The following is a 13845-nucleotide window of genomic DNA, read 5'->3' as shown; positions in this document are numbered from 1 at the left end:
CATTCTGATAAAGAGCGCCTCTGGCTTTTTCATTCTATTCGCTATAAATGGTTAATTAGTTTTCTTTTTGACGTACGACTTCGAAGGCAAAAATGGCGGTAGAGGCCGCTGCCGTCATGGCATTGCGAAAATCACTGCGATAAGGTATATAGAGATTTTGATCACTGTGCGTCATAACAGCTTTACTTAAGCCACGCATTTCGCCCCCAATAGCAAGACAGATGCGTTCAGGAAAGGTGTAGGAATAAAGCGAGATTGCATCTTTGCGCTGCGCACAAAGAAGCGTGATATCTTTTTGATGAAGATAGGTTAAGGTATCTTCCATATCATCTGCGATAATAATATTCATATATTCACTTGCTCCAGCACTTGCTCTGGTAACGACATCGGCTGCCGTTGTCCAATTACGCAAAGGTACAAGAACACCATCACAGCCTGCGGCATATAAGGTTCGTAAAACATAGCCAAAATTAAAGGGATCTTCTACTCCTTCTATCAATGCCAGAAATACCTGCTTTTTATTAACAAGCTCTTCTAAATTTTGATACTTGCGTTGCCCACAATAGGCGATGATGCCTCCATGTGTCTTTCCTGTAGCAAGAGCATCAATCTCTTCTCGTTTCACATAGGCGATATCCACTTGAGCTTCTTTTGCTTTATGCAAAATAAAAGCAGTATCCTTATCCTTCTTTTTGGCATCAACCAAAATCTTATGAACCTTGCGTTTCTTTCCTAATAAAACTGCTTTTACACTGATATTTCCTTCGACAATACAGGTTTCCATAAACTTCCTCATTTCTTTTAACCATTATAATATAATTCTTTCAAATTACAAGGACTTTTCTTTTCTTCATGCGTCAAAAATGGTACACTAATACCAGTATGAACAGGAGGATGACTATGAAAGCAGCACTTGTGACGATGAATGTAAAAGCAGGACAATGCGCTGAAAATGTGCAATATATGAAACAGCAGATCAAGCGAGCAAAGGAAGATGGAGCTGATTTGATTGTATTTCCTCAAAATGCTGTCAGCGGTTATTTGTTAGGCGATGTCTGGTTAGATGAGGATTTTTGTCGGTATGCGGACAGTTTTAATGATGAATTGATTCGTGAAAGTGAGGATATTGCGATTGTTTGGGGGAATATCCGTTATCGTAATCGCCGGCGATTTAATGCGGCTTTTTTTGCTTATCAGAAAAAGACGCATATGCGCGTGAAACAAAATGAGCTTTTGCCTTATATGCAGGATGCCTTATATTTTGAAGAAAATCCGATAAATAGTGCGATAGAATATAAAGAGGATATGGTATTTGCGTTGAATTTTGGTGATGAGATTCAACTTGCGGATATGAATATCAATCTGGATGCACGCCCTTATGATATGCAGAAGGCATATCATCCCCATGGAAATGTCATTTACGTCAATGCCTGTGGGATGCAAAATATGGATCACAGCGTCATGCTGATGGAAGGTGGAAGCTGTGTGCTTCATAATGGAAAATGTCTTTATCAGGCGCCTTATTTTCAAGAAGATTATGCCTTGGTTGATCTTGCATCGCAGAAAGAAGATAAAGAAAAACCACGCTCTTTGTTAGCGGCATTAACCATGGGTATTCAACAATTTGATGTACAGGTTTTTGCAGGAAAGCTTCCTTGGATCGTTGGAATGAGCGGTGGCTTGGATTCCAGTGTCACAGCAGCATTGCTTGTTTATGCTTTAGGCAAACAACGTGTTTATGGTTATAATCTGGCTACTCGCCATAATCGCGATATTACGAAATCAAATGCCCGACAAGAAGCACAAGCTTTAGGGATCGCTTATCGCGAAGGGGCCATAGAAGCACTTGTTGAAGCGACAGAAACAACTTTATTGCAGGAATATGGTTACGATGTGAAACAATATCCTATCTTGGTAAAAGAAAATTTGCAGGCCAGAGCAAGAGGTTATTTATTAAATAGCTTTGCTGGTATGTTAGGAGGCGTTGTTGTAAATAATGCCAATAAGGTAGAAGTAGCGTTAGGATATTGTACTTTATATGGTGATAGCATCGGTGCATTGTCTTTGATTGGAGACCTTACCAAGGTACAGTTGTTTGCATTATCAAAAGAATTAAATGACGTATTCGCGAAAGAAGTTGTGCCACATGCGCTATTACCTGATGTGCGAGGAGATGCTATCACTTGGGAAATGCCCCCTAGTGCAGAATTAAAGGAAGATCAATTAGATCCTATGAAATGGTTCTATCATGATTATCTGGTGGAACATTTAGGAAAAGATATGAGTGTATCACAATACTTAAAACGCTATGAGGATAAGACGCTGGATGAGGAAGTTTGGCGATGGGTCTGTTATTATGGGCTAGACGATCCGAAAGCGTTTATTAAGGATCTAGAATGGTTCTTAACTACGAAAGAGCGCAATGCCTTTAAAGGATTGCAATTGCCTCCGGCTATTTGTGTCCATCATGATAATTTTACCAATCGTAAGCTGTCACAAATGCATAAAGATCAAAGCTTGCTTGCTGCATTTAAACAGAAATATGGTGGCTAATCTTTCAAAAATTTAAGATTTCTTCACAAAGTTCTATGCTAAAATAAAAGGGATGGAGGGACTGTATGAAAATTAAAATAACACAAGAAATGCGCAAGAAGATGTGGATGGCCATTATTGTCATTGCCGCAGGCATTACCATTTTTTTCGCATTCGATAAGTTTTCACTTTTATGGAATGGCATAAAAAGTATTTGTTCTTTAACAACACCTTTTATTCTGGGATTTGCTATTGCCTTTTTGTTAAATAAACCGATGGAATTTATTGAGTATAAGTTATTAGGAAAATTACCGCTGAAAAAAGAGCATCGACGCAATATTGCGGCAATCCTGGCTGTCTTATTAGGCATTATCATTGTTGGGGCGTTCTTGGCAATGCTGATTCCGCAATTGATGGAGAGCATCTTATCTTTAGTAAAGGCTTTTCCTGGCTATATGGAAGATACGCAGGAGTTTATCAATGATTTTATCGAAGAAAATGGAATTGCGGCAGAGGAAATCACAAAGATGCTGTCACAAAATAATCTGCTGACCAGAATGACAGAGTTTGTCACGGATGCAGTACCAAAAATGTTAAAGTATACATATCAATTTGGTTCGACCTTATTGGACATCGTGTTAGGCATTATGTCTGGTTTGTATATGCTGATTGATAAGGAACGTTTAATGGGATATGCAAAACGTATCAATTATGCCTTATTCCCAATAGAAATAGCGGAATATTTGCATCGTATGACACTTGCCAGCGGGGATATTTTTAATAACTTCATCGTAGGAAAGGCAATTGATTCTTTGATTATCGGCATCTTGTGTTATATTGGTTCATTAATTTTTCAGTTCCCATACGCTTTATTATTGTCTGTATTCGTCGGTGTTACGAATATGATACCGGTATTCGGTCCTTTCATTGGAGCTGTGCCGGGCATTGTGATCCTTTTTATCATTCATCCGATCACAGCTTTATATTTCGCTTTATTCATCTTCGTATTACAACAATTTGATGGCAATATTTTAGGACCTTTGATCTTAGGTGATAAACTTGGTTTACCAAGTATTGGAATCTTATTCTCGGTATGTGTAGGGGGAGGTTTATTTGGAATCATCGGTATGTTTATCGGAGTTCCTTGCTTTGCTGTTATCTATGCTGCCGTTCGTGAATTTGTGAATTATCGTTTAAAACAGAAAAAACTGTCTTTGGAACAACTAAGCTTTCAGGCCCAAAAGGATGCTAAACAAAAAGAAGAGGAATTTGAAGAAATTATTCGTGATGATGAATAAAGAATACTTAAAAAGAACAGTCGCATAATGATCAAATAGATCTTGTCGGCTGTTCTTCTCTTTTGGCTTATTGTGATGTAGAAGGTGAATCCTCATGGAATAATACGCCTTTATATTTAGGTAAGGAAAAGCGTTCTGCGAATAAATCACATTTACATAGTAACAAGTAATAGACAGGCAATCCATTACCACATAAGGTTTCAAAATTTGCCTGTCCTTTAGCAAGGATGATATCTGCATCCTGAATGGCCTGGAAGGCTTGTTGACTGATATGACGAATATCCGTACCGGCCATGGCGATACCATTATCAATCACATGACAGATACTTTGCAGATGAACATCCTGTGCATCTATCATCGTGGCATCGTTAATGACCTCACCCCCACGTACCATCGCGGTGATGCTAAGGTGAGGATATTGGAATTGCAATTGTTCAATGAGTAATTTATCAAGCAAAATCTCACCACAATTATCACAAATATATAAAAGACGCTGGGCATTTGCTAAATCTTGTTTTAATGCGGCATATTTCTGGGAATCCAACACATCTTCATCGGCTTTTGCTAATAAATCTAAAAAGAAATTCGCATCAACCTCATCCAAAGCACCGAAGTCAATATAATTGCCGACTCTTGCCAATTGGATGGCATATGCAAGTGCATCTTCTTTGCACTGTATCTGTTTGCGGATATCCGCTTCCATCGCACACATCATTTCATTATAATGTTTTTTGATGGCGGCATAGGGCAATACAGCATGTGGAAAGGTTTTAGCATATAAAGCATCGATTTGATTAGACAGCCAAGGCATGGTTTCTTCATCCTTGCTGTTTCCTAAGATATGCAAAACTTCTTTCATATAAGAAAGCTTCTTTTTTTCATCGTTTTCTTTTCGTATTTTTTCATCCTGTTTTTTAATTAAACAAGCAATACAGCGGGCATTCATTTCCATGCTCATCAACTCCTTTATAATTGTTTTGTAAATGTATATCCTTTTTTCTTATAGCCTTTTTGTTCATAAAAGGTATGTGCTTGCTGTCTGCATAAACCACTGCTGATGGCAATATCACTAGCCGCATGTGCTTTGGCACACGTTTGCGCATAGGCTAAAAGGCTGCTTCCGATACCGGTATGCTGCTTGTCCTCGCGTACAGCCAGAGCAATTAATCTTGCGTATTGTCCTTTGGTTTCATATGCATAAAGATATGCCAATCCTGCAAAGCCAAGCACTTCACCATCTTTTTCAAAGACGATGCTTTGATACTGATCGCTTTTTTCCATGGCTTTCAGCTGAATCAAGACATCTTCTTCATTCATTGCCCCATAACCCAATTCCTTCTGAATAAGTTTCGTAATGGCTTTTAGATCATTGGAAATATTAATAAAACGACATGGCATATGCATACCTCCTTTGTTCTATTATAAAGCTTTTAGAAAAAATAACCAAGGTTTGCTTTCCTTTGCTGCTTCAAATTGTATGAGACAGCAACAGTGCGTGTTATCGTTTTTTTGTAAGCTTCGCATGACGCTTATCCCAAATAAAAAAGGACGTAATGTCCTTTCTTAAGACGCTGGATTTAAGGCAGCAATACCACTTTCAAATAATTCATCACTCAATGTGAAGTTGCAACGCTTGCATTCTTGGATGATGTTCATGATATGATCACTAACACGTTCAATATCCGTCATGATTTCCGAATAGATGACACAATCTTTCGCATTGATTTTCTCTTCATATAAACGTTCGATTTGTTTTTGACGATAATTTGCGGTTAACTCATCAATACGATCTTCAATACGTTCAATCTTTTCGTAACAATCATTTTGTGAATCTAAACGATAGGTAAACAAAAGAGCGAAGCTTTTTTCTAACAGCTCTTCAAGTTGTTTTATTTCATCCTTGATCCATTCACTGCTGCTGAGTTTATATTCGCTGCCATCTATGGCATATTGAATGATATTGATGGCATGATCGCCAATACGTTCAATGTCAGCAAAGCATTTATATAAAGCATTACAGGTGGTAGAATCGCTTTCGTTCATTTTTAAGGAACTGACCTTTGACATGTAGTTGGTGATTTCATAATTAATGAAATCTATGCGTTTTTCTCGTTTGTTGATTTTATCTAGTTTAAATGGCTCTCCATATAAAGCCTGCATACTTTCCTGCAAATTGGTTTCTGTCAGCTTTAACATGGCTAAGGCTTCTTTACGTAAGGAAGAAATCGCGATAGGGACACTACCGATGTTGTCTTCATCGATAAAAGTCAATGGAATGTTGTAGCCGGCATCTTCTATTTCCTCTGGTTTTATCGGCAGAATGAGTTGAGCCAGTTTTGCGAGCTTATTACCAAATGGCAACAATAATAAGGTGGTGACAATATTAAATGCGGTATGCGTATTGGCTATTTGAGCAGCTGGATTGGAAGTAATGGTTTCCATCCAACTTACAAACGGCACAAGATGAACAAAGATCAAAAAGACGATTGTTCCGATGATATTAAAGGATAAATGAATGATCGTGGTACGTTTGGCATTGCGATTTGCGCCAAGAGATGCCAATACAGCGGTAATACAGGTACCGATATTTTGTCCAAAGATAATATAAATTGCAGAGCTTAAAGGAATCAATCCACTGATTGCCAATGCTTGTAGGATACCAACCGATGCGCTGGAGCTTTGGATCAAGGCAGTAAAACCGGCACCTAACAGAATTGCTAAGACAGGATTGGAAATCGTTGTCATGGCATGAATGAACGCTTCGGATTGTTGTAAAGGGACCATCGCATTTTTCATCATATCCATACCGATAAAAAGAATCCCAAGGCCTGCCAGTATTTCCCCAAAAGCATTGACCTTTTTGTTTTTCATAAACGTAACCATCACAACACCGAGTATTGCCACCAAAGGGGCAATCTTACTGGCATCTAAGGCAATTAATTGTCCGGTAATCGTCGTACCGATATTGGCACCCATAATAATCCAGACAGCCTGATTTAATGTCATTAACTGTGAGTTCACAAAGCCGACAACCATTACCGTAGTTGCAGAAGAACTTTGAATGATGGCTGTAATGACAGCGCCTACGATAACGCCTAAGAAAGGGTTACTGGTGAGCTTTTCCAGTATTGCTTTCATGCGATCACCGGCAGCTTGTTCTAAACCGGCACTCATCATATGCATTCCATAAAGGAATAAAGCTAAACCGCCTAATAAGGCGAGTAAATTGTTAAAAGTCATGGAATTTTAACCTCCTGTTTACATCCAGTAAAAGTATAATGGACTTTTTAAGTTCCTACAATATAAGTATTGTTAAGAGTCTGTTAATTTTTCACAGGAAAATAAAAAAAGCAAGAAAAGGTTTGTTTGCTGGTTGTTTAACAGGATGATAATCATATGATGATTTAAAAAAATTGGCTATTGGTGAATTTTTGAACGGTATTTGTAATCTAAAGCATATAAAAAATAAATGGCTTCTTATTTTATCGATAAGATGGAAAATGTGCAAATTTTATAAAGGACACTTGTTTGACAGTCAATTTGGATATCTTTTTTATGCATTTTTACTTATGAATCGCTTTTATTGTGCTCTTATTCGAATATTGCTCCATTTCCTTTTTTTTATTCTATAACTGAAATGAAAAAAGGTTGTTTTTTCATAGTTAATTCTTATCGGTATTTTTCCCAAAAAAATAAAAATCGCTACAAATCGACTTTATTTATCTGCTCAGAATAATTAAAGTTAAAGCGGTCTTTGCCTTTCAACAAAGGGGGATTTATAGGATGGTCATAAAAACAAAGAAGATATTAATCAAAGAAGTTACCGATATTTTACATGATATTGGTATGCCTGCTCATATCAAGGGCTTTTATTATGTAAGAGATGCCATTATTCTAGTGTATCAAGATATCACAAGATTAAACCATATCATCAATGATGTATACGCACTCGTCGCAAAGCGTCATCATACATCGATTCAAAGTGTGGAGCGTACGATTCGTGTTGCTATTGAAATCACATGGCTGCGCGGTGATATGGATGAGATTATGTGCATCTTTCATAATACGGTTGACGGCCGTAAAGTACGTCCAACAAACAAGGAGTTCATAGCTCTTATCGTGGACTACTTGAACATCGAGCATATGTAGAACAACGAGGCAAAGACCAATAGCAGTATATCGAAATGGTGTACTGCTTTTTTTTCGTAATTGTTTCAGGTATTGTAGCGTAAGATGGAAACGATTGTTCTGCACGTAATTTACATGAATTGCTAGAAGGAGTATGCATTTATTATAAATAGTTTCTGTTATATTTTACAAGGTTTTTGGAAAGGATCCTGCTTTATGATAGTTAACTTCAAAGTTTCTTTCAATCTATGAAAGTTTGCGAATGAAAAGGGAAAAGAAAAGGAAACCCAGATAGACGTCGTCCTTCTGACTTTCCTTAACATTCTTTCAATTCTGAGGAAATGTTCTACATTGCCATGAACATATCGTCGTACGTCGGGAATGGATAATGTTCACGAGAAATTGATTCTTCAATATTGTCAATGACCGTTCGTAAAGCATCCATGGCAGGTAATACGACAGTATCCAGATATTTTGCTTTTGCGCGGTTTTCCGGATGCTGTTCGCGATTTTCCATTTTTTCCTTTAATTCGTGATAATATTCATCAAAATCATGTAATAATTGTAACAGGTGTTTGATCTTTCGCTGATAATAAGCATTTTCTATTCCTAGTGAATTCTGGGCATCACTATAAAATTTGATTTCTTTTACTAAAGCCGGCAGAATTTCTTTTTTAGAAATATTCAACAAGGTCAATACTTCTGCTTTCACTGATTTGCGGTATTCTTCTGTTAAAATATCGACACGGGCTTGTAATTCTAATTCATTATATACTTTATTTCTTTCAAACATAGCAATGGCTTTATCATCAATCAATGCTTGAATGGAATCAATATAATGTGCAATGTTTGGCAATCCGCGTCTATCAGCTTCTTTTAACCATTCTTCGCTGTAACCATCTCCGCTAAATAAGATGCGGTGATGCTTTTGTAAAATGTTGCGGCAGATGGTTAAGGATTTCTTGCGGATATCATCAATATATTTATAATTTTGCAATTCATCGGCTATGCGACTTAAAGAATCTGCGACAATGGTATTGAGAATGATGTTTGTCGTGGATGCGCTGCGGCTGCTGCCAACCATGCGGAATTCAAATTTATTGCCGGTAAAGGCAAATGGTGAAGTACGGTTACGATCACTGGTATCCTTTGGCACATAGGACAAATTGGCAATCGCATAAGGTTGTGTTTCTACTTCGTTCTTTAATTCATGTTCACCCTTGCGCAGCTTTTCTAAGATGATTTCTAATTCATCTCCCATACAGATGGAAATAACTGCTGGAGGGGCTTCATCGGCACCTAAGCGATAATCATTGCCGTAGCAGCTAGCTGCCATACGTAATAATTCCGGATAAGTATCAACAGCTTCAATAATGGCGCATACAAAGAGCAAAAAGCGAATATTTTCATGTGGGCGATCGCCGGGTTCTAACAGGTTTTGTCCATCATCAGTGACCAAAGACCAGTTATTGTGCTTACCGCTGCCATTCACACCTTGAAATGGTTTTTCATGCAACAGGCAGGCAAAGCCATGGCGATCAGCCTGTTTCTTTAAGACATCCATGATAATCAGATTCTGATCAATGGCGACATTGACATCAATAAATAAAGGGGCAATTTCAAATTGACACGGTGCTACTTCATTATGCTCGGTTTTTGCATAGATTCCCAGTTTCCATAACTCTTTATCTACATCACTCATGAACGCTTGTACGCGCTCAGGAATCGAGCCAAAATAATGACCGCGGATATCCATACTTTTGGGCGGCATGGAGCCAAACAGGGTGCGTCCGGTATGCATAAGATCCATACGCTTTTGATATTGCTGTTTATCAATCAAAAAGTATTCCTGTTCCAAGCCAACCATGGCATTGACCCGTTTGATATCTTTATCTTTAAACAGATTAACGATACGGGTAGCCTGTTTACTGATGGCTTCCGCACTCTTTAATAAGGGAGCTTTTTTATCTAAGGTTTCCCCATTATAAGATACAAAGATCGTCGGAATGCATAATACGTTATCTCTGATAAACGCTGGAGAGGTGCAGTCCCAATAGGTATAGCCGCGTGCCTCAAAGGTTGCCCGCAAGCCACCGCTTGGAAAACTAGAAGCATCACCTTCCCCTTTAATCAACGATTTTCCTGAGAAACGTGAAATGGGTTGATTATGATCTCCTGGTTCTATAAAAGAATCGTGTTTCTCTGCTGTTGAACCAGTCAAAGGCTGAAACCAATGTGTAAAATGGGTACAGCCTTTTTCCATGGCCCAGGTTTTCATCGCATGGGCAATCGCATCGGCTGTATTGCGATCTAAAGCATCTTCTTTACGGGTGGCTGTTTTCCATTTTGTATAGATGGGATGAGGCAGACATTCCTTCATCACGCTTTCACTAAACAAATTGATACCGAAATCATCAAAAGGGTGTTTTTCTGTCATAGTTTGATCCTCCTATGTATTGATTTTACTTTATTTTTTTAAATATGTATAGTAGATTCAAAAAAATTAAGAAAATTCTCATTAATTTTCTAAAATAATGGTTCTTATTCAAAAAATAATCGCTAATTATGTGAAAAAAATAAGATAAAAGGAGATATCGTGAAGATTTTCTGATATAAACAGTACCGCCTTTTTTTATAAGTATAGCGAAAGTATAGCGAAATGCTATAGAAATGTTAGAAATATCAGTGCAGAGGAAGGAAGAAACATAACAAATAGTTTAAAAAAATTAGCAAAAAAGATGAAAAATCAAAAAAAACAGAGTACAATAAGTATAGAAACTGATGATGCGTAACCAAGGTATAAGTGTGAAGGAGTTTTCATATACATGGTTGTATCCATCATCAAGAAAAGGAGGATCTACCAATGAACTTAAAAGGAACAAAGACGGAAAAAAACCTGAATGAAGCATTTGCCGGGGAATCCATGGCACGAAACAAATATACGTATTATGCTTCTAAGGCTAAGAAAGACGGCTATGTACAGATTGCCAATATTTTTGAACAGACGGCTAACAATGAAAAAGAACATGCGAAATTGTGGTTTAAATTATTGCATGATGGTATGCCTGATACTGTGACGAATCTGAAAGATGCCGCTGCCGGTGAAAACTATGAGTGGACAGATATGTATGCTCGTATGGCAAAAGAAGCTCGTGAAGAAGGTTTCGATGATATCGCAGATACAATGGAAGGTGTTTTGGCAATTGAAAAAACACATGAACAACGTTATACGGCATTATTGAATAACATCGAAGATGGTACCGTTTTTGAAAAGAGTGAAGAAACGGTTTGGGAATGCTTAAACTGCGGTCATTTGCATACTGGCAAAACAGCACCAGAAGTATGCCCGGTTTGTAATCATCCACGTTCTTATTTTGAAGTACGTAACGAGAATTACTAGTAAATTTATCGAGGATATCCAGGCGGTATCCTCTTTTTTCTATCTGGTAGTATCTTGTTTTTGGTAATGTTTCGAAAAAAATTCCTGTTATGTAACAGAGTGTGCTAAAATCATAATAGCAATTTTCTTAAATATATATAAGGTAGTGTAGGATGAGGAACAGTACTTTCTATATGTTTAAGAGAAGCTTTTAAACACATTTCCTTAAACCATAAACGATTTCTTGTAAAAATTGTTTATGCAAGTGTTGTAAAAAATGTGGAAATGTGTAAAATGAATATGATACATCTTAAGCAAGAACATAAGAAATTCAATCCAATTTCTAAAATAGATATTTAACGAAGGGAAAAGGTGTCAGAACAAGCTATGACGAACTTCATACATTCGCTGCTCAACTTTAAAAAAATGTCTCCTGCGCAAAAAATTGCCGCAAGTTTTTTATTGGTCATTCTTTGCGGGGCATTATTGTTGACGTTGCCGATATCGACAAAAAATGGAAGCTTTTTTCATCCGCTGGATGCATTATTCACCGCAACCAGTGCAACTTGTGTTACAGGACTTTCTACGGTGACCGTTGCGGATACGTTTAATACATTTGGACAAATCGTCATTCTGCTTTTGATTCAGATCGGTGGTTTGGGCTTAATGACCTTTATGGCTGTCTTTGTCCTAATCATTCGCAATCGCTTATCCATGAATGAAAAAATCGTTATGCGGGAAATGCTGAATCAGGATCATGTGGTCAATATGAAGAAATTCCTGCAAGATATTTTATATTATACCTTGTTTTTTGAATCTGTTGGGGCGATTTTGATTGCTTTTCGCATGATTCCGCGTTTTGGTTTACTCGATGGCGGGTTTAAGGCGGTGTTTCTTTCTGTTTCGGCTTTCTGTAATGCCGGTTTTGATACCTTAGGATCAGTCAGTCTGCAACAGTATGTTCATGATCCGCTCATGTGTTTCACCATTATGGGACTTATCGTACTCGGCGGTATTGGTTTTGCCGTATGGTTTGATATCCGTGATAAGATCAAGCCTTTAGTAAAAAGACAAATTAGCTTTGAAAAGTTTAAACACTCTTTATCATTGCATACGAAAATTGTTATTTCGGTCAGTCTGACGCTGATCTTAGTACCAGGATTGCTTATTTTACTGTTAGAATTTGCTAATCCTCATACGCTTGGTGATTTCAATATCTTCGAAAAGACAATGACGGCGATGTTTGAATCCATCGCGTTGCGTACAGCCGGTTTTACTACGATTAATTATGGTGGTTTACGACCTGCAACCGATCTTTTGATGATGGTCGTCATGTTCATTGGTGGTTCTCCCGGAGGTACCGCCGGTGGTATTAAAACGACGACGATTGCTGTTATCGTTATTTATATGTTGAGTGCCTTAAAGGGTCGTGAAAAGACGGTTGTCTTACGCAGAACGATTGGCAACAGTATTGTTATACGTGCGATGGGTATTTTCTTTATTAATCTGGTAACGCTGTTAACAGGTATCTTCTTATTAAATATTGTGGAAGGAAAACCTTTTATCTCACTCGCTTTTGAAGCGGTGAGCGCTATGGCGACCGTTGGTTCATCTTTAGGCATTACGGCTACTTTAGGAGTAGGTGGAAAACTGATCATCATTTTATTGATGTATGTGGGAAGAATTGGTATTTCGACACTGATCTTGTCACTTACCAGACCAAAACCTGGCCTTGATAAAAGTACGAAGGTTTCCTATCCTAATGGAAATATCATTGTTGGTTAAAAGGAGAAAAAAATATGAAAAAATATACAGACAGACAATATGCCGTTTTAGGACTTGGTATTTTCGGATCAACCGTTGCCAAAACATTAAGTCGTTATAATTGCGATGTTATCGCAGTAGACAGCGATATTAAATGTGTGAATCGTATGGCCGATATTGTCACACAGGCCATGCAGTGTGATATCACAGATATCGATCAGCTGCGAGCTGCCGGTATTCAGGATTGTGATGTGGCAATTGTCAGTATGGGGAACCATTTGGAAGAAAGTGTTATGGGAATTATCAATCTAAAAGAATTAGGTATTCCTTATATTGTTGCCAAGGCGAAAAATAAACGTTATATGCAAATATTTCTTGAATTGGGAGCTAATAAAGTGGTCCGTCCGGAAAAAGAAATGGGCGAACAGGTTGCGAAAAGTGTCTTAGGAAAAAATATCATTGATATTGTTGATTTAGACAGTGAATATAGTATTGTGGAAATACCGACACCGAAACAATGGGTAGGGAAATCATTGATTGAATTAGATCTGCGTCGTAAGTATGGTATTAACGTCGTAGGAATACGTGGCTATTTAGAAGAACATTTGAATGTATGTCCGGATGCCGAGTATCGCATAGAAGCACAGGATCATTTGGTTGTGATTTCTGATTGCAATACGTTAGATCGTTTTGATTTCTTAGATGAATTATAAAGTTTTATCAAGAACGTTATGGAAACCTAAC

General features: G+C 37.7%; 11 protein-coding genes. 6 read left to right on the top strand and 5 right to left on the bottom strand.

Annotated elements, in window-relative coordinates:
• Positions 1 to 55: 55 nt before the first annotated feature.
• Positions 56 to 784, bottom strand: a complete 729-nt coding sequence (locus tag EDD61_RS04485; RefSeq protein WP_119983241.1) for a TrmH family RNA methyltransferase — start codon at positions 782 to 784, stop codon at positions 56 to 58.
• A gap of 116 nt (positions 785 to 900) precedes the next feature.
• On the opposite strand from EDD61_RS04485, the gene nadE reads away from it, so the two are divergent.
• Both nadE and EDD61_RS04475 read left to right on the top strand, forming a co-directional pair.
• The gene (gene nadE, locus EDD61_RS04480; RefSeq protein WP_132224241.1) at positions 901 to 2553 is read left to right on the top strand and encodes an NAD(+) synthase; all 1653 of its coding nucleotides are present in this window, start codon (positions 901 to 903) and stop codon (positions 2551 to 2553) included.
• A gap of 65 nt (positions 2554 to 2618) precedes the next feature.
• Positions 2619 to 3830, top strand: a complete 1212-nt coding sequence (locus EDD61_RS04475) for an AI-2E family transporter (protein WP_132224239.1) — start codon at positions 2619 to 2621, stop codon at positions 3828 to 3830.
• Positions 3831 to 3897: 67 nt separating this feature from the next.
• Here the strand turns inward: EDD61_RS04475 and EDD61_RS04470 are convergent, their stop codons facing one another.
• The 3 genes from EDD61_RS04470 to EDD61_RS04460 all read right to left on the bottom strand — a co-directional run bounded on the left by EDD61_RS04470 (position 3898) and on the right by EDD61_RS04460 (position 7070).
• On the bottom strand, positions 3898 to 4782 hold the full coding sequence (locus tag EDD61_RS04470; protein ID WP_132224237.1) for a damage-control phosphatase ARMT1 family protein: 885 nt from the start codon (positions 4780 to 4782) through the stop codon (positions 3898 to 3900).
• Between the two features lie 14 nt (positions 4783 to 4796).
• Complete coding sequence (locus EDD61_RS04465; protein WP_132224235.1) at positions 4797 to 5228, bottom strand: GNAT family N-acetyltransferase; 432 nt, start codon at positions 5226 to 5228, stop codon at positions 4797 to 4799.
• 165 nt (positions 5229 to 5393) lie between these two features.
• On the bottom strand, positions 5394 to 7070 hold the full coding sequence (locus EDD61_RS04460) for a Na/Pi cotransporter family protein (protein ID WP_120136530.1): 1677 nt from the start codon (positions 7068 to 7070) through the stop codon (positions 5394 to 5396).
• A gap of 543 nt (positions 7071 to 7613) precedes the next feature.
• Between EDD61_RS04460 and EDD61_RS04455 the strand changes: the two genes are divergently transcribed.
• Positions 7614 to 7979, top strand: coding sequence for a sporulation initiation factor Spo0A C-terminal domain-containing protein (locus tag EDD61_RS04455; RefSeq protein WP_132224233.1), 366 nt, complete (start codon positions 7614 to 7616; stop codon positions 7977 to 7979).
• Between the two features lie 325 nt (positions 7980 to 8304).
• Here the strand turns inward: EDD61_RS04455 and EDD61_RS04450 are convergent, their stop codons facing one another.
• A complete protein-coding gene (locus EDD61_RS04450; protein ID WP_132224231.1) occupies positions 8305 to 10395 on the bottom strand; it encodes a glutamine synthetase III family protein in 2091 nt (696 codons plus the stop codon).
• 426 nt (positions 10396 to 10821) lie between these two features.
• Between EDD61_RS04450 and rbr the strand changes: the two genes are divergently transcribed.
• The 3 genes from rbr to EDD61_RS04435 all read left to right on the top strand — a co-directional run bounded on the left by rbr (position 10822) and on the right by EDD61_RS04435 (position 13814).
• Entirely contained in the window at positions 10822 to 11358 is a 537-nt protein-coding gene (gene rbr / locus EDD61_RS04445; protein ID WP_008689243.1) for a rubrerythrin, read from the top strand.
• Between the two features lie 366 nt (positions 11359 to 11724).
• Positions 11725 to 13122 (top strand): TrkH family potassium uptake protein, encoded by a 1398-nt coding sequence (locus EDD61_RS04440; RefSeq protein WP_119983249.1) that lies wholly within the window; start codon positions 11725 to 11727, stop codon positions 13120 to 13122.
• 14 nt (positions 13123 to 13136) lie between these two features.
• On the top strand, positions 13137 to 13814 hold the full coding sequence (locus EDD61_RS04435; protein WP_008689238.1) for a potassium channel family protein: 678 nt from the start codon (positions 13137 to 13139) through the stop codon (positions 13812 to 13814).
• Positions 13815 to 13845: the final 31 nt, after the last annotated feature.

It is taken from the genome of Longicatena caecimuris (assembly GCF_004341945.1).
GTDB classification, from domain to species: domain Bacteria; phylum Bacillota_I; class Bacilli_A; order Erysipelotrichales; family Erysipelotrichaceae; genus Longicatena; species Longicatena caecimuris.
The sequence above is the reverse complement of the archived record's forward strand: the minus strand, read 5'-3'. Positions and strand labels throughout refer to the sequence as shown.